Source organism: Aquimarina latercula DSM 2041 (assembly GCF_000430645.1).
Lineage (GTDB): Bacteria > Bacteroidota > Bacteroidia > Flavobacteriales > Flavobacteriaceae > Aquimarina > Aquimarina latercula.
Window position 1 is genome coordinate 380,286 of the sequence record NZ_AUMK01000004.1, and the last position, 18,679, is coordinate 398,964.

Sequence of the window (18,679 nt, forward strand, 5' to 3'; positions counted from 1 at the left end):
TATATTAACCTTGCTAATTTAACCACACAATTCATGAAAACCTTAAAGATTATAGCTGTTTTTGCACTTCTTTGTATAATTTCTTGCAAACAAGAATCTTTCAAAGAGAAAACATTCATATCCAATGATATTGCCTCATTATTCCCTTCTGAAACAAAAGGAAAGGTTATAATACATGAAAATTTTAAATCAGAACACGTAATCCCAAGAAATGTAGAAGTATTTCTTCCGGATGGATATGATGCTAATTCCAAAAAGAAATACAATGTATTATATATGCATGATGGACAAAATGTTTTTAACTCAAAAACATCATATACAGGCATTGATTGGGGTGTTGATGAAGCTGTTGATAGTTTGATTAAGATCTCAAAGATTAAAAACACGATCGTTGTTGCTCCTTGGAATACGGTAAAAAAACGGTTTTCTGAATATATGCCTAAAGCTCCTTCTGAAGCAACCAGTAGTGCAGAAGTGAAAGCTGCTTTAAAACAAAATACAGGTTTTGATGATTTGTATTCTGATCAATATCTGAAATTTTTAGTAGAAGAATTAAAGCCTTTTATCGACAAAACATATAATGTTTATACTAAGATGGAAAACACTAGTATAATGGGATCATCTATGGGAGGATTAATTTCATTGTATGCGATCTGCAAATATCCCGAAGTCTTTGGTGCAGCAGGATGTGTATCAACGCATTGGCCGGTTCCTGTTTTAGGAGAAGCATATATAAAAACCCTACCTTCTACCCTTCCAGATCCTACAACTCATAAAATATATTTTGATTTTGGAACAGAAACGTTAGATGCCCAATATGAACCCTATCAAAAACAGGTAGATCAAATGATGATAGATAAAGGATATACCAAAGGTGAAAATTGGATTACTAAAAAATTTGAAGGTGCCGCGCATGATGAAAGGAGTTGGAATAACAGAATACATATTCCACTAGAATTTTTATTACAATAAATTAAACAAAATGAATAAGTTTTTCTTTACGGTCTATATTGTTTGCGGACTATCACCAATATTCTCGCAAACCTCACTTTTTGATGAGCATCAAAAATTTACAAGACAAGATTCTTTAAGAGGTTCTATTACTCCAGAACGCGCTTGGTGGGACCTCACCTATTATCATTTGGACATATCAGTAAATCCTGATAAAAAATTAATAAAAGGAAAAAATACAATTCATTATAAAGTATTAGAAAACCACAATGTACTACAAGTAGATCTTCAACCACCATTAGTTATAGAAAAAGTAATACAAGATGGAAAAGAACTAAAAGTAACCTCTGAAGAGAATGCCCATTTCGTTACACTTTCCAAAAAACAAATAAAAGGAAGCGTCAATTCGATAGATGTTTATTACAGTGGTAATCCAAAGGAAGCCGTTCGTGCACCTTGGGATGGAGGAATTTCGTGGAAAAAAGACAGTAACGGAAAACACTTTGTTTCTTCCTCTTGTCAAGGATTAGGAGCGAGTGTCTGGTGGCCTAATAAAGATCATATGTATGATGAAGTAGATAGTATGTTAGTAAGTGTTACCGTTCCAAAAGGGTTAATGAATGTGGGTAATGGAAGACTTCGTAAAGTAGAAGAGCGCACGCCCAATACTAAAACATTTCATTGGTTTGTGCAAAACCCTATCAATAATTACGGTGTAAATATCAATATTGGTGATTACGTACATTTTGGAGAACAATATGATGGAGAAAAAGGCAATCTTGACATGGATTACTACGTATTAAGGGATAATCTTGAAGATGCCAAAAAACAATTTAAAGATGCTCCAAAAATGATGAAATCTTTTGAGCATTGGTTTGGACCATACCCTTTTTATGAAGATAGTTTTAAATTAGTAGAAGCTCCATATTTAGGTATGGAACATCAGAGTTCTGTAACCTACGGAAATAAGTACGTAAATGGCTACTTAGGCAATGATTTATCTGGTACTGGTTGGGGATTAAAATTTGATTTCATTATTATACACGAATCCGGTCATGAATGGTTTGCTAATAATATTACCTATAAAGATATCGCCGATATGTGGATTCATGAAAGTTTTACTGCGTATTCAGAAAACCTATTTTTGGATTATCACTATGGTAAACAAGCTTCTTCCGAATATGTAATAGGTACACGTCAAGGAATTAGAAATGATAAGCCAATTATTGGAAGATATCACGTAAATAACGAAGGATCTAGTGATATGTATTATAAAGGAGCTAATATGTTGCACACCTTACGTCAACTAATAGAAGATGATGAAAAATGGAGATCTATTTTAAGAGGATTAAATAAAGATTTTTACCATCAAACCGTTACTACGAAACAAATTGAAGATTATCTAAGTGAAAAAACCAACATTGACCTAACAGCTTTTTTTAATCAATATTTAAGAGATACAAGAATACCTACTTTAGAATATAGTTTTGACGATAATGGATTAAAATACAGATATATTGATATTGTTGAAGATTTTGATATGCCCGTGCGTTTAAAAATAAACGGAAAAGATCAATGGGTACAGCCAAATACAAAGTGGCAAACGCTAAAAGTAAAAACAAATGAAATTGTAATCGATCCTAATTTTTATATAAATACCAAATCTATATAATGAAAATTTATTTTCCTCAATGGCAAGGGTCTGGAACCGGTAAAAATATAGAAGATGGAGCAAAAGCCATCTTAGAGTATCTTAATGATCCAGAATTTGTTCATATCCCATTATCAAAAATAGCAGCTGGAAAAAATGGAGAAAGAAAACATCATATTAATAATTATGATGCAATCACAGATCAATTGACTTATCTAAAAACACAAATTAACCAAACACAACCAAACACAATCAAAACCATTGGTGGGGATTGTGGATTAGAAATTGTTCCTGTCTCTTACCTTAATCAAAAATATCCTAATCTAGGTGTAATTTGGTTTGATGCACATGCCGATATAAATAAACCTTGTGACTCCCCTAGCTGTAACTTTCATGGTATGCCATTAAGAACATTATTAGGAGAAGGATCTGATCATATGAACCCTCTATTATTTTCTACAATTAAAGCGTCGCAAATACATTATGTCGGCTTAAGAGATATTGATGACACAGAACAAAGTAGAATTGATAAGGGAGAAATTTATGCCCCAAAAAATATAAATATTACAAATTTGATCGAAACTTTACAATCAAAAAATATTACAAAACTATATATACACTTTGATTTTGATTGTCTAGAACCCAATGATTATAGTAAAACATATTATCAGGTAGCTGATGGTGTTACCATTTCAGAATCTGAAACTTGCATAAAAGCATTACAAGAAAATTTCACTATCGTTGGTAGTAGTGTTCTAGAATCAATTACCACAGATATTTCTGAATTACACCCTATTGAAAAAATTATTAATTTATTAATGAATACCTAAAAACTATGTCAGGAGGTAATTGGAAAGATATGCTATTAGCATCGCAAACAGGTGATCTAGAATTGGTGAAATACTACGTCAAAATAGGAGTTGATATTAATTACCAACATCCGGAAGCTATGACAACACCACTTATCGAAAGTCTTAGGTTTGGAAATCTTGACATTGCTAGGTTTTTATTAAAAAATAACGCAGATGTACACGCTAAAGAAGGGTTTAGTGGAGATACTGCATTGTCAGTAGCAACCGAAAAGCAAGATCAAAAGGCTATAAACTTATTACAACCTTATCTAAAGCCATAAATTAACACCTAAAAGTCAATTCTTAATAAATGACCGCATATATTATATCATTTATAGCTGCCATTATACTCGGGATGTCTAAATCTGGATTAAAAGGAATGGGAGTTCTTATTGTTACATTAATGGTATTAGTTCACGGAGCTAAAGCTTCAACCGGTATTGTGTTACCTCTTTTAATTTTTGCGGATATACTCGCTGTTATATATTATAATAGACACGCTCAATGGAAATACCTTATCAAATTTCTTCCTTGGATGATCGCTGGCGTATTGGTTGCTGTGTTTGTTGGAAAAGATCTTAGCGAAGATGTTTTTAAAAAAGGAATGGCAATTATCATAATCATAAGTGTTATTATTATGTTTCTTTGGGAACGTTATGAAAAGAAAAATATCCCAACCGCTATTTGGTTCGCTGGATCAACTGGTTTCTTAGCTGGATTTACTACAATGATTGGGAATTTGGCAGGTGCATTTGCGAACATATTTTTTCTTGCCATGCGCATTCCAAAAAATGAATTTATCGGAACCGCTGCGTGGTTATTCTTTATAATCAATTTAATCAAGTTACCTTTTCATATTTTTAGTTGGAAAACGATTACCTACCAATCAATATTTACTGATTTATATTTAATCCCAGGAGTTATACTAGGGTTTATAATTGGGCTAAAAGTGGTGAAACTTTTTAAAGATCATCAGTATCGAAAGTTTATTTTGATCATGACAGCTATCGGAGGAATCGTAATTCTATTTCGATAATTTAAATCCCATATCCATGTTATTTAAGATAACTTTCTCATATGTTTAAAGCCTTATGCATTACCTTTATAAGAAAAGGTTAGCTATGTTTACATTATTTAAGAAAAAATCAGAGAAAGAACAACTTCAAAAAAAGTACCGCTTGTTAATGGAAGAATCCTATAAACTTTCCCACACGAATCGTAAGGCAAGTGATAACAAACAAGCTGAAGCCGAGGAAATTTTAAAACGAATAGAACAACTTTCTGAGTAATACAAACGTTTTAAAGCAAAAATGATCAGTCATATAACATCATATATATTTACTCTTTTAATGACATCTTCTTTACTTATTTTTGATTTTAATAAAAATAGCGATTTATCAAATTGGACCATAGTAAATGATGTCATTATGGGTGGTGTATCTAATAGTACTCTAGAAATTAATCCTGACGGAAATGCTGTTTTTTCTGGTACTGTTTCTTTAGAAAACAATGGTGGATTTTCATTGGTTCGGTATCGTTTTGAAACTTTAAAAGTACAAGGATATACTAAGGCCATAATCAGACTAAAAGGAGATCCAACTACATATCAGTTTAGAGCTAAAACTAATTCTAATGATCGATATTCTTACATAGCAATTTTTGAGACTACCGGTGAATGGCAAACTATTGAAATCTCATTATCCGAAATGTATCCGGCATTTAGAGGAAGAAAATTAGATCTTCCTAATTATCAAACTGAACAAATGCAAGAAGTTGCTTTTCTGATTGGCAACAAAAAAGAAGAAAAATTCGAACTAGTAATTGATATAATAGAATTAAAATAAACAACCACTAACTCTTCTATTCATTTCACTTTCAACAACTTCATCTGTAATGATATCACTTTTTACACGACTGATTGAGAAAAAATATGAATAAAGGCTTTGGGATTCTTTTTTTTAACATTCTAGTATTTTTTAGCTGTTCTACAGATGACCAAATTCTATATGACCCAAATGCCGAAAGAAATCCTCCAGTAATTGCGCACAATGGTATTTTCGCTGACGCTGATTTATGTCAAGAAGCAAAGGATTTATATACTAGATTAATTTCTTCTACACAAAAAGGAATTGCTTTTGGAAGACAAGAAGCTTTCGGAACAGGCAACAATTTTCCCATGCCTGATAAACTTGATAATGATTTTTTTGAAGTTGCTAATGATCATCCAGCGATTGCTGGTTTTGACTTAGAACTTATATCGCTTCAAAACACCTTAGTGATTGACAATTTTATAGAAAAATTTACTAATGCGGTAGTAGAGGCGCATGAAAATGGAAGTATTATCACAATGAGTTGGCACGCAGTAAATCCAAGCCATATCCAAGGTTTTGATCGAAGAGATACTGTAGTCCAAGACATGCTAGAAGGTGGAGAATTTAGAGACCTTTTTTTAGAGTCTTTAAGAAAAGCAGCTACTCTTTTTAAAAATTTAAAAGATTCAGAAGGAAAACCAATACCGGTATTATTTAGACCTTGGCATGAAATGAATGGTGATTTCTTTTATTGGGGCGAAGGCTTTAGAACTACACAAGAGTATATTCAACTATTTAGAGATACAGTTACCATTCTGTCAGAAGACTTAAACGTTCATAATTTGATTTATATATATTCTCCCAATTGGGTCTCAGACGCTTCAGAGTATATGAGAAACTATCCTGGTGATGCCTATGTAGATATGTTTGGTGTTGACGTATATGACTTTATGAATGGGAGGTTTTTACAAAACTCGCTAAATAATTTACAAATAGTAGAAAGTATCGCAACTGACAAAAATCGTCTTTTTGCACTTACGGAAACGGGATTAACTAATATAACTCAAGATACTTGGTGGACAGAAAGTCTTTATAAAGCAATTCGCAGTAGCAGTATTTCGTATGCTATGGTATGGCGTAATGATACACCTTCCTTTTTTCACGTTCCTTTTTTAACGCACCCCTCAGTTAATAATTTTAGAGATTTTGTAGAAAAAGAGACCATTTTATTAAGTAGCGAAACCAAATAAAAAAATATCATTTTATATTGATTCTAAGAAGTTATGCTTTTAAATCTATTTCTTTTAAACTCTCCATTCTATTTCTCTCTAAGAAAGCATCAATAGTTTCGAAATGCTCAATTACTCTTTTATTTTTAAATTCAAACACCTTATTAGATAATCCTCTTAAAAAATCTCGATCATGCGACACCAATATCAATGTCCCATCAAAATTTAACAGTGCTTCCTTAAGAACATCTTTGGATCGTATATCTAAATGATTCGTTGGCTCATCTAAAATAAGAACATTTACAGGTTCTAAAAGTAACTTAACCATTGCCAATCTAGTTCTTTCTCCTCCAGAGAGTACACCCACCTTTTTATCAATATGATCGCCACTAAACATAAACTGACCTAATATATTCTTAATTTGTGTTCTTACATCTCCTTTTGCAACTTCATCGACAGTCTGAAAAACAGTAAGGTTTGGATCCAATAATGATGCCTGGTTTTGAGCAAAATATCCAACTTTAGCATTATGTCCTAGATCACATTGACCTTCAAAATCAATTTCTCCCATAATTGCTTTGATCATAGTAGATTTTCCTTCACCATTTCTACCTACGAAAGAAACTTTTTCTCCTCTCGCAATAGACATACTGGCATCTTTAAAAACTACATGATCATCATATTTCTTGGATAGTTCTTTAGCTATAACAGGATAGTCTCCAGAACGTGCAGATGGTGGAAATCTTAGTTTCAATGAAGAAGTGTCTATTTCATCTATTTCTATAATATCAAGTTTCTCCAGCATACGTTCTCTAGAATTTACCTGATTTGTTTTAGAATACGTTCCTTTAAACCTTTCTATAAATTGTTTTGTATCAGCTATAAATTTTTGTTGTTCCTGATATGCCTTTAATTGGTGAGAACGTCTTTCTTCTCTTAACTGAAGATAATGCGTATAATTAGCCTTATAATCATAGATTCTTCCCATAGTAACCTCTATTGTTCTATTGGTTATATTATCTATAAATGCCTTATCATGAGAAATCACAATAACTGCCTTCGCCTTATTGAGTAAGAAATCTTCTAACCATATCACAGATTCTATATCCACGTGATTCGTAGGTTCATCTAATAATATAAGATCTGGTTTTTGCAATAATATTTTAGCAAGCTCAATTCGCATTCTCCATCCGCCGCTAAATTCACTAGTTGGCCTTGTAAAATCTTCTCTCCTAAAACCTAGTCCTTGTAATGCCTTTTCTACTTCTGCATCATAATTTACCTCTTCTATTGCATAAAATTTTTCTCCAAGATCTGTAACTTTTTGGATGATTCCCATATATTCATCCGAATCATAATCTGTACGAGTTTCTAATTCTTTGTTCAATTGATCCATTTGATGCTGCATATCATGAATTTGACCAAACGCTTTAGACGCTTCTTCAAACACTGTACAATCATCATCTGTTAACAAATGCTGTGGTAAATAAGCTATCACAGCTTCTTTGGGACAACGTACATTTCCTCTGGTAGCTTTCTGTACACCTGCAATAATCTTCATCATAGTAGATTTACCTGCTCCATTTTTACCCATTAGGGCAATCTTATCATTTTCATTAATCACAAAAGAAACATTACTAAATAATGTCTCACCACTAAACTCTACAGCAATTCCATCAACAGAAATCATATTATCATATTTTTAAAGGTGCAAAACTATAAAAAAGCAGGTCACTACAAAGAAATTATATGAATATCAATTTCTACTACCTACTTTATCATTATTACAAATTGAAAAAAAAGATAGAACTATAGAAATCCATATAACCTTAATAATTAGGCATATTAATTAATATTAATGGAAATCTAACTATAAACCACCAGCCAACAAGGGAAAATAACCCTAAAAATATCGGGGTAACAACTACTCATAAATAGCTATTTACTCATTGTAAAACAACCACTTACATACTAATTTTGTTTTCAGAAAGACAATTCCGGAAGCCTTTCATTAATTAAATACTCTTAAAACCAATAATTATGAAAAAATCAATTTTTAAAACACTTGCCATTGCATGTACCTTTGGTATTGTGTTTGTAGCTTGTGAAAACAAAGAAGATGAGTTACAAGATGAACAATTACAGGAGTTACAGGAAACTCCTACCAAAAATGCTGCATACTTAGATGAATTAAGTGAAACTTCTTATGAGGTAGCAAAAATTCAAAAAGATGGGCACGAATATCATTTTATTGCATTAGGTGATGAAGATGAAATGATTGTAGCAGAGACATTATACGGAAATGCTTCTAAAAATGCTGAAGAAAGTCTGCATAGCATAGAACAATCTCCTTTTAATCTTTTTATTGCATTGACATCTAATTCTGTGTCCGTACCAGAACGCGTAGCAAAAACAGCGAAAGGTTTAGAATTAGAACAATCTGGTAGAAATATTGAAAAAAATGGTGCTTTATTAGAGATCAAAGATCCAAATTACGCAGAAGCTATAGACCAAAAAGCTTGCTATGATATAGGAGCTACTGATTTTAGAAATATTTATTGTGGTGGAGTTCCTGTTGTATCAACACCAACAGATATACGCTTCTGCGATAATGGATTATGGACTTCATTAACACGTAATTCTTATTATGGTGGTGATTGGAAAGAATTAGATGATACGTATACGCGTACTAACGTAGTTTGTGGATTAACCAGATTACAATTTTATGCTTGGGAAAACACAGCTTCTTGGCCTTTTAGCGATTGGAAATGGGTATTAAAATATCAGGTAGACTTACCGAATGGATACTGGTATTACTATTACTATACTTCTACAAATACTGAGAGACAAGTAAAAAGAACACGACCAACTAGTAGTGGGTCTTTTAGAGCCTACACTAGATTCTATTAGACGAACATATTACACAAAATAGTGAAACCCATTGTACATTTATGTTAATGTATAATGGGTCTTTTATTTCACTAAAATTAGTAACTTTCCGTTTAAAATTAAAACCCTACCAATCTCATGATTACCAAACCAGAACTATACTTTAAAAATGATCAAGAATGGCGTCGTTGGCTTCATGAAAATCATACAAGTTCTGAAGGAATATATTTGATTTTTTATAAAGTAGAAAGCAAACAACCAAGTATGCGTTGGGAAGAAGCTGTAAAAGTAGCACTCTGCTATGGATGGATTGATTCTACGGTAAAAAAACTCGATAATGAAAAAAGAAGACAGTATTTCTGTCCTAGAAAACCTAAAAGTGTTTGGAGTAAAGTAAACAAAACATATATCATGGAATTGATCAAAAACAATTTAATGCAGGATAGTGGTCTAAAATCTATTAGTATTGCAAAAGAAAATGGATCTTGGACAGCATTAGATAATGTAGAAAATGGAGTCATCCCAGAGGATTTACAAAAAGCATTTAATACTAATAAAATAGCATACACCAACTATTCTAACTTTGCCCGAAGTTATCGAAAAAGTTACCTTTACTGGCTAAATCAAGCCAAACGTCAAGAAACTAGAGATAAAAGGATTTTGGAAATTATCAAATTTTGTAAAGCTAATATCAAAACTAGAGATGGTGGTAGATAAACCAAATACTAAGAAATACCACTTTTGATCCCATGATTCCCTACATTCCATTAACAACACTTTAAGACATTTTGTTGTCTAATTCATTATTTTCGATTCAGATAAATCAAATACCATGCACAAACACATCATAACTACCCTATTCTTAGGGCTGTTTCTAATATTTAATACCCAAGCACAAAAAGACAAAAAAGAAGATAAATGGGATGTTTCTAATCCTAATGGTCAGTTTAATTATAAAGATCATAGTTTTACGACTGATGAGGGTACCTGGATGAATCTAGATGTAAGTCCCGACGGAAAAACTATTGTTTTTGACCTTATGGGAGATATTTATAGCATTCCTATAACGGGAGGAAAAGCCAAAACCTTACGTACAGGAATTCCTTTTGAAGTACAGCCTCGTTTTAGTCCAGATGGATCAAAAATATCTTTTACTAGTGATGCAGGTGGTGGAGATAATATTTGGACAATGAATTTGGATGGAAGCAATCCCAAGCAAATAACTAAAGAAAAATTCCGATTACTAAATAATGCCTATTGGATGCCAGATGGTAATTATATCGTTGCTAGAAAACACTTTACATCACAACGGTCTTTAGGAGCTGGAGAAATGTGGCAATATCATATTACGGGAGGATCTGGAGTACAACTAACGAAAAGAAAGAATGATCAACAAGACGTAAACGAACCTAGTATTTCATCTGATGGAAAATATATGTACTATAGTGAAGACGTTTATCCTGGCGGTTTTTTTCAATACAACAAGGATCCAAATAAACAGATTTATGTAATCAAACGATACGATTTTGAAACTGGAAAAACCACAAGAATAACTGGTGGTCCTGGAGGAGCTGCAAGACCACAAATTTCAAGAGATGGAAAAAAACTAGCATTTGTAAAACGAGTACGAACTAAGACAGTATTATATATCCATGATTTAGAAACTGGTGAAGAATGGCCCATTTATGATCAATTAAATAAAGATCAACAAGAAGCTTGGGCAATTTTTGGGGTTTACCCCAATTTTAGTTGGATGCCAAATAACCAAGAGATTATATTTTGGTCAGCAGGAAAAATTCATAAAATAAATGTGGAGAACTCTAATGTAACTAATATCCCTTTTACTGCAGATGCTACTCTAAAAATAGCCGAAACTGTACATTTTAATTCCCCAGTATCTCCAAAAGAATTTACCGCTAAAGTTATTCGTCATGCTGTTACCTCTCCTGATAAAAAAACATTAATATTTAGTGCTTTGGGGCATCTATGGAGTAAAAAATTACCTAAAGGAAAACCACAGCGATTAACAACGCAGAATACTGATTTTGAGTTCGAGCCAAGTTTTTCTCCTGATGGTGGAAACATAGTATTTGTAACCTGGAATGATGAAACATTAGGTGCTATTTGTAAAATTCCAATTACTGGAGGAACTCCTATAAAACTAACATCCGGAAAAGGTATCTACAGAACTCCTTCATATAACCCTTCTGGTAGTTTAATTACATATCGAAAAGAAGGAGGAAATAATGACCAAGGAAGAAGTTTTAGTAAAAAAACTGGTATTTATACCATGTCTTCTTCCGGAAGTAATTCGAAATTGGTTTTAAGAGAAGGAGAATATCCAACTTTTACGAAAGATGGAAAACGTATTTTCTATCAAACAGGAGGAACTTACTTTGGAAGTCTAACGAAAGAATTGAAATCAGTAGATCTTAATGGACAAGATAAAAAATCGCATATAAAATCAAAATACGCCAACCGATTAGTTCCGAGTCCTGATAATAAATGGATCGCATTTACAAATTTGCATAAAGCCTATATAGCTCCTCTAGTTATTAATGGAAAAACAATTGACTTAGACAATAAATCAACCTTAGTACCCGTGTCACAAATTTCTAAAGACGCTGGTATCAACTTACATTGGTCTAAAGACAGTAAACAAATATTCTGGACACTAGGAGATGAATATTTTTCAAATAATATTAAAGATAGGTTTATCTTCTTACCAAACTCTCCAGAAAAAGTAGGAGAAATAACCAGCAATGGGACTCCTATTGGTTTAATTACAAAAACAGATGCTCCAACCGGAAAAATTGCCTTCACTAATGCACATATCATCACTATGGAAGGTGACAATGTAATTGAGGAAGGAACTATTATCATAAATGGAAATACGATAGAAAAGATTGGAAAAACAAGTAATATTAGCATTCCACAAAATGCAAAAGTATTCGACGTTAGAGGAAAAACAATTATGCCTGGTATCGTAGATGCACACGCACACGTTGGAGCATTTAGGTATGGATTAACGACGCAGAAGCATTGGCAACTATATGCTAATTTAGCTTTTGGGGTAACAACTGCTCATGACCCTTCTGCAAATACGGAAACTGTTTTCAGTATTTCGGAACTACTAAAAAGTGGAAAAATGGTGGGACCTAGACTCTACTCTACTGGTTTTATATTATATGGTGCGGACGGGGATTTTAAAGCAGTTGTAAATAATCTCGAAGATGCCAGATCTTCCATTCGTCGAACAAAAGCTTTTGGAGCTAAATCCGTAAAAAGTTATAATCAACCTAGAAGGGATCAGAGGCAGCAGGTTATGCAAGCCGCTCGTGAATTAGAAATTAATGTCGTTCCCGAAGGAGGTTCTACTTTTTACCACAATATGAGTATGATCATGGATGGACATACAGGTGTAGAGCATAATATACCAGTAGCGCCAGTTTATAAGGATGTATATGAATTATGGAAAACTAGTAAAACTGGATATACACCCACATTAATTGTAAACTACGGAGGAATGAATGGAGAATATTTCTTCTACCAAAAAGGTAATATTTGGGAAAATGAAAAATTATTAAAATACACACCAAGATCTATCGTAGATGCTAGATCTCGTCATAGAACAATGGTTCCCGATGAAGAATATGAAAATGGACATATTTTGGTTTCTAAAACTGCGACAAAATTGACCAATGAAGGTGTCAAAGTTAATTTAGGAGCTCACGGTCAATTACAAGGTCTTGGAGCTCATTGGGAACTATGGATGCTTCAACAAGGTGGTATGACCAATATGCAAGCATTGCAAGCTGCAACCATAAATGGTGCTAATTATATCGGTGCAGGTAATGATATAGGATCGCTTAAAGAAGGAAAACTAGCGGATTTAATCGTTCTAGATAAAAACCCTTTAGAAAATATTCGAAATACAGAAACAGTAAAATATACTATGGTTAATGGAAGATTATATGACACAGAAACCATGAATGAAATTGGAAATACAACAAAAGAAAGAACGAAATTTTGGTGGGAAAATTCTAAATCTAACAAAGCTTTTCCTTGGCACGAAACGGCTCAGAGTTTTATGAAACCAGGTTGCGGGTGTCATCTAGGTCATAATTAAAAAGAAAATAGACAATCAAAAACAAAAAATATGCAATTAGCACAGGTAAATATTGCTGAAATGTTAGCCCCTATTAATGATCCTATTATGGCTGATTTTGTAAATAATTTAGATCGTATCAATGAATTAGCCGAACAAAGTGATGGTTTTGTATGGAGATTAAAGGGTGACGAAGGAAATGCGACTGCATTAACAGTTTTTGACAATCTTTTTTTGATCATCAATATGTCCGTTTGGGAAAGCATGGACGCACTATTTAGCTTTACGTATAAATCAGATCATGTAGCAATATTAAAAAGGAAAAAAGAGTGGTTTCATAAAATGCCTAGAATGCATATGGCATTTTGGTACGTAGAAAATGGTCACGAGCCTTCTCCAGAAGAAGCTAAAGAAAGACTATACTATTTACAAGAGCACGGAGAAACTCCGTATGCATTCTCATTTAAAAGTAAATTCACAAAAGATGATGCTATCAATTATCAAAAACTATAAAATAGCCTTATGTGTAATTACACTTCTAAGCACTTTAAGTTGCTCTAAAAAGGAAAAAAAACATTACGATATTGTAATTTCTAATATAAATCTGGTAGAGATTGAAAATGGAAATATTACAACTAAAACTGTATTTATCAATAATGGAAAAATAATAAAAATAACGTTATTAGATAGTGTTGACACCTATAGAGCAAAAAACAAAGTAGACGGAACGAATAAATACCTTCTACCTGGATTTTGGGATAATCATATTCACCTTAGAGGAGGAGATTCTTTGGTAGAAGAAAACAGGAATTTACTTCCCCTATTTATTGCTAATGGAATAACAACTGTAAGAGATGCAGGTGGAGACTTAACATTAGAAATTTTAAAATGGAGAAAAGAAATAAGTGATAACACATTGGTTGGACCAACTATCTATACTTCTGGTCCTAAGCTAGATGGATCAAATGCCACTTGGGCAGGTTCTTTACATATAGAATCATCAGAAGATATTACCAAAGCATTGGATTCTTTAGAAAAAATCCCTTCAGATTTTGTAAAAATATATGATAGTAAAATTTCTAGAGAGAATTATTTAGAAATATTAAAACAAGCCTCGGCTAGAGGCATCATATCTTCAGGTCACATGCCGTTTACAGTAGAGCTTAATGAAGCTGTAAATTCTGGTATCGGAGCAATTGAACATTTATATTATGTCTTAAAAGGGTGCTCTTCTCAAGAATCCGAAATCACTCAGGCCATTATTCGTAAAGAATTAAGTTTTTGGGATGCTATGGATGATTTAATCATAAGTTATAATGATTCAATTGCTCAACAAACATTTAATGATCTAAAGAAAGCGAACACTTATGTTGTTCCGACATTACACATCGGAGACATCCTAAGTTATCTGGATGAAGTAGATCATAGTAATGATCCTTATCTAAAAATTATAGGGAAAGGAATTATTAAAACCTATGAAGGTAGAATCAAACGTGCATTAACGGCATCTGATGAATCTAAAAAATCAAGAAAAGAATTAAATACCTTTTTTAAAGGTTTAACTAAATCCCTGCAAGATGCTGATGTAAAACTTTTGGCAGGTTCGGATAGTGGTGCTTTTAACTCCTACACATATTCTGGAATTTCATTACATAAAGAACTAGAAGCAATGGTATCAGCCGGTTTAACCCCTTTAGAAGCAATACAGACCTCAGCATATCACGGATCTCATTATCTTAAAAAAAATGAAGTTTCTGGTACAATTAAAATTGGAAAAGTTTCTGATTTAGTTATTCTTAATAGTAACCCGATACAAAATATTAAGAATACTAAAGATATTTATAAGGTTATTAAAGGAAATAAAGTTTATGATCCTAAAAACATGTAACTTGATTAACTCATAATAATATATCTGATTTTTTTTAGGTCCAGAAAAACAACTATTTATGGATGCAATCAAAAAAATAAAACCATTAGGATTTACCTGGGAAACTCCAGATCCATTTTTATTCTGTGCTTATCATGAAGATCAATACCCTAAAGGAAATGAAGAATTAGGTCCAAATGCTTCTCTAGAAGGAAGAAATATTGGGCAAGATTTTATTATCAAAGATGGTTGGAGAATGTATCACGGTAGTAAAGTACCTGGTTTTCCTGCGCACCCACATCGCGGATTTGAAACTATAACAATTGTACAAAAAGGACTCGTTGACCATTCCGATTCTTTAGGAGCAGCTGGACGTTTCGGTAATGGCGATGTGCAATGGATGACTGCTGGTAGAGGTGTGCAACATTCTGAAATGTTCCCTCTATTAAATTCCGAAGAGGAAAACCCCTTTTTACTATTCCAAATTTGGCTTAATCTTCCTAAAAGTAAAAAAATGGTAGCCCCACATTTTAAAATGCTTTGGAGTGAAGAAATACCCAAATTAAATATCGCTGATGAACATGAAAGGACAACAGAAATAACCTTAATTTCTGGAAAAATAGAAAATCAAAATGCTGCAGATCCAGCTCCGAATTCTTGGGCATCCAATTCAGAAAACGAAGTTTTAATAGCTACTATAAAAATGGCACCGAATGCCCAATACACATTTAAGAAGGCATCAGAAGGAATAAATCGTTCTATTTTCTTTTTTAAAGGAAATGAAATTGAAAGTGATGGATATAAAATCCCAGTAAATCATGAACTTGTTACCATCGCAAATAAAGATTTGACAATAAATAACGGAAATAAAGAATCTCATTTATTACTTCTTCAAGGAAAACCAATTAGTGAACCTGTTGTTAAACAAGGTCCTTTCGTAATGAATAGTCAGCAAGAAATTAGAGAAGCCATTATAGAATACCAACAAACTCAATTTGGTAAATGGCCTTGGCCTAGCTATGATCATGTACATAATAGGTCTAAAGGACGTTTTGCCTTGTATCCTGATGGAAGTCAAATTATTAAAGACTCTTAAGTACTCAAAAGCAATACTTTACACCTTTACAACTATAGTTTTAAAAGTAGTATCCTTTTAAAACTACTATTAAAATACTATCTTTATTAAAGGGAAAGAAAAAAGTTAAGTATTTAAACTGTAAATTCATATGCTAAAAAAAGTACTGTATTTCTTCCCAATCTTCCTTTTATTTTTATCTACATTATCATGTTCGAAAGAGACAGTTATCAATGACTTAGAAAAAGAATGGTTAGAGAAAAATGATAGTATTACTGTTGCCATATATCCATATTACCCGCCATATCAGTTTGTAAATGAACAAAATGAAATTGATGGTATTTTCATCGATTATTTAAAACTGATTGAGCAGAAAATTGATTACAAATTTCAAAAAAAACGTTATGATCATTGGCCCAAATTAATACACGATGTAAAAAACAATACCGTTCAATGTATATTAGAAATCCAAGAAACTAAGGAACGAAAATCATATTTAAACTTTTATGCCCCATTATTTAAGTCCCCTCATGTAATTGTAACTAGAAGGGATGCTAATTTTGGAATTAACATTAATAGTTTAACGGATAAAACTATTGTATTACCTGAAGATTATGCCATTACAGAAATTTTAAAGCGTACTTATCCAAATTTTAATATTGTAACTGAAAAAGATGAACAAACCTGTTTAATTAAATTAAACTCTGGAGTCTATGATGCTTACATAGGACCTAAAGCTTTGGTTAATTATTATATAAGGATAAAGAAATTAAATGATATCGAAATAACTTCGGACACTAACTTAGATTATGAACCCGGTTTTGCCGTTAATAAAACTAACACAACACTACATAACATTTTTTCTAAAGTACTATCCAATATAACAAAAGAAGAAAAAGAATCAATCTTAAATAATTGGTACTATAGTAATGTTACCCCTTTTTATCAAACTCCTACTTTCTGGATAATGGTATTCTTAATTACATTATTATTGTTCATTTTAGGAGCTTCTTTCAATGCGTATTTAAAATATAAAATTAAACAGAAAACCGAAGAATTAATAATTGCAAAAGATATTGCTGAAGAAAGCAATCGCCTAAAAACAAATTTTATCTATAATATTCCGCAAGAAATAAGAACTCCTATGAATGGAATTATAGGACTTTCAGAATTTTTAAATGATAACAATTTAAGTGCAAAAGAGCGACAAAAATATACACAAATGATTATTGGAAATAGTAAAGAATTACTATCAATTATCGATAACATTTTAGAAATTTCTCAATTACAAACTAAAAGATTTACCCTTAGGCTAATCGAAATCGATCTTCGAGATGTATTTCGTACATTAACTTCTCAATATCAAGTAAAAGCAGAAGAAAAAAATATTAAAATTAATATTAAAAGTGAACTTACAAATTCAGAAAATTTAGTTTTAATGGATCGTCCAAAACTAAACAAGATTCTGAACGTTTTTATGGATAATGCAATTAAATATACCGATAATGGATCTATTGATATTATGTACTCCATAATAGATGATTTTTTATCTATTTCTATTAAAGATTCTGGTATTGGGATTGAAGAAAAAAAGAAAAATAAAATAATTAATAGCCTAGATCCAACAAAAAACTCTATAAATCTAATAGAAAAAAATATTGGATTAGGGTTAGGACTTACTATTGCTAAAAAAAATGCTGATTTTATTGGTGGTCAAATTACAGTAATAAGTGAGGAGCATGAAGGAACCACGTTTTTATTAAAAGTTCCATATAATCAAGTCAAAAAGAATAGTTCAAATACAAAGAGGACGGATGATAAAAACTCCATTAAGAAAGAAAAGAATATCATATTAATCGCCGAAGATGGTGAAACTAACTTTTTATTCCTTAAAACAATTCTTACCAAAATGAACGATTATGATTTTACAATCTATAGAGCAAAAAATGGTCAAGAAGCTGTAACCATTTGTGAAGAAAATGAGAATATTGATTTAGTTCTTATGGATATTAAAATGCCGATTATGAATGGATATGATGCTACCGCCTATATCAAAAAAATGAGACCCAATTTGCCTATCATCGCTCAAACTGCTTATTCCATAGAAGACGATGTACAAAAAGCTTTGGATGCTGGATGTGATGATTTTGTTTCTAAGCCTGTAGATAAAAAAATATTAAGACCGATGTTAAATAAGTATTTCCCATTATTTAAAAGTAGAAATAAGACTTCTAACACTCCATAATA

16 protein-coding genes are annotated in these 18,679 nt (G+C 32.1%); 15 read left to right on the top strand and 1 reads right to left on the bottom strand.

What is annotated here, in order from left to right; all coding sequences use genetic code 11:
• Nucleotides 1-33: 33 nt before the first annotated feature.
• The 8 genes from H526_RS0105720 (at nucleotide 34) to H526_RS28415 (ending at nucleotide 6,514) form a co-directional block, all read left to right on the top strand.
• Complete coding sequence (locus H526_RS0105720) at nucleotides 34-972, top strand: alpha/beta hydrolase (protein WP_027392113.1); 939 nt, start codon at nucleotides 34-36, stop codon at nucleotides 970-972.
• Between the two features lie 10 nt (nucleotides 973-982).
• A complete protein-coding gene (locus H526_RS0105725; RefSeq protein ID WP_027392114.1) occupies nucleotides 983-2,623 on the top strand; it encodes a M1 family metallopeptidase in 1,641 nt (546 codons plus the stop codon).
• Nucleotides 2,623-3,432 (top strand): arginase family protein, encoded by an 810-nt coding sequence (locus tag H526_RS30635; RefSeq protein WP_027392115.1) that lies wholly within the window; start codon nucleotides 2,623-2,625, stop codon nucleotides 3,430-3,432. Before H526_RS0105725 ends, H526_RS30635 begins: the two co-directional genes overlap by 1 nt.
• A 5-nt stretch (nucleotides 3,433-3,437) precedes the next feature.
• Nucleotides 3,438-3,734: an ankyrin repeat domain-containing protein gene (locus H526_RS28405; protein WP_035084572.1), complete on the top strand. Its 297-nt coding sequence runs from the start codon at nucleotides 3,438-3,440 to the stop codon at nucleotides 3,732-3,734.
• A 29-nt stretch (nucleotides 3,735-3,763) separates the two neighbouring features.
• Nucleotides 3,764-4,489 (top strand): sulfite exporter TauE/SafE family protein, encoded by a 726-nt coding sequence (locus H526_RS0105740; RefSeq protein WP_027392116.1) that lies wholly within the window; start codon nucleotides 3,764-3,766, stop codon nucleotides 4,487-4,489.
• Between the two features lie 85 nt (nucleotides 4,490-4,574).
• Nucleotides 4,575-4,742 carry a Lacal_2735 family protein gene (locus H526_RS31680; protein ID WP_035084574.1) on the top strand — a complete coding sequence of 56 codons (168 nt, stop codon included), beginning with the start codon at nucleotides 4,575-4,577 and terminating at the stop codon, nucleotides 4,740-4,742.
• 21 nt (nucleotides 4,743-4,763) lie between these two features.
• Entirely contained in the window at nucleotides 4,764-5,297 is a 534-nt protein-coding gene (locus H526_RS0105750) for a CIA30 family protein (protein WP_051335999.1), read from the top strand.
• 86 nt (nucleotides 5,298-5,383) lie between these two features.
• A complete protein-coding gene (locus tag H526_RS28415) occupies nucleotides 5,384-6,514 on the top strand; it encodes a glycoside hydrolase family 26 protein (protein WP_051336000.1) in 1,131 nt (376 codons plus the stop codon).
• A gap of 31 nt (nucleotides 6,515-6,545) precedes the next feature.
• On the opposite strand, the gene H526_RS0105760 is transcribed toward H526_RS28415, so the two are convergent.
• Nucleotides 6,546-8,183 carry an ABC-F family ATP-binding cassette domain-containing protein gene (locus tag H526_RS0105760; RefSeq protein ID WP_027392118.1) on the bottom strand — a complete coding sequence of 546 codons (1,638 nt, stop codon included), beginning with the start codon at nucleotides 8,181-8,183 and terminating at the stop codon, nucleotides 6,546-6,548.
• Nucleotides 8,184-8,533: 350 nt separating this feature from the next.
• Here H526_RS0105760 and H526_RS0105765 point away from each other — a divergent pair, with 350 nt between their 5' ends.
• The 7 genes from H526_RS0105765 to H526_RS28420 all read left to right on the top strand — a co-directional run bounded on the left by H526_RS0105765 (nucleotide 8,534) and on the right by H526_RS28420 (nucleotide 18,677).
• On the top strand, nucleotides 8,534-9,403 hold the full coding sequence (locus H526_RS0105765; RefSeq protein ID WP_027392119.1) for a hypothetical protein: 870 nt from the start codon (nucleotides 8,534-8,536) through the stop codon (nucleotides 9,401-9,403).
• Nucleotides 9,404-9,520: 117 nt separating this feature from the next.
• On the top strand, nucleotides 9,521-10,099 hold the full coding sequence (locus tag H526_RS0105770; RefSeq protein WP_027392120.1) for a YdeI/OmpD-associated family protein: 579 nt from the start codon (nucleotides 9,521-9,523) through the stop codon (nucleotides 10,097-10,099).
• Between the two features lie 115 nt (nucleotides 10,100-10,214).
• Entirely contained in the window at nucleotides 10,215-13,511 is a 3,297-nt protein-coding gene (locus H526_RS0105775; protein ID WP_027392121.1) for an amidohydrolase family protein, read from the top strand.
• Nucleotides 13,512-13,541: 30 nt separating this feature from the next.
• Nucleotides 13,542-14,003: a DUF3291 domain-containing protein gene (locus tag H526_RS0105780; protein ID WP_027392122.1), complete on the top strand. Its 462-nt coding sequence runs from the start codon at nucleotides 13,542-13,544 to the stop codon at nucleotides 14,001-14,003.
• On the top strand, nucleotides 13,975-15,378 hold the full coding sequence (locus H526_RS0105785) for an amidohydrolase family protein (protein ID WP_245591188.1): 1,404 nt from the start codon (nucleotides 13,975-13,977) through the stop codon (nucleotides 15,376-15,378). The genes H526_RS0105780 and H526_RS0105785 overlap by 29 nt, the downstream gene beginning before the upstream one ends.
• A 58-nt stretch (nucleotides 15,379-15,436) precedes the next feature.
• Complete coding sequence (locus tag H526_RS0105790; RefSeq protein WP_027392124.1) at nucleotides 15,437-16,453, top strand: pirin family protein; 1,017 nt, start codon at nucleotides 15,437-15,439, stop codon at nucleotides 16,451-16,453.
• 130 nt (nucleotides 16,454-16,583) lie between these two features.
• Nucleotides 16,584-18,677 carry a hybrid sensor histidine kinase/response regulator gene (locus tag H526_RS28420; protein WP_051336001.1) on the top strand — a complete coding sequence of 698 codons (2,094 nt, stop codon included), beginning with the start codon at nucleotides 16,584-16,586 and terminating at the stop codon, nucleotides 18,675-18,677.
• Nucleotides 18,678-18,679 lie beyond the last annotated feature (2 nt).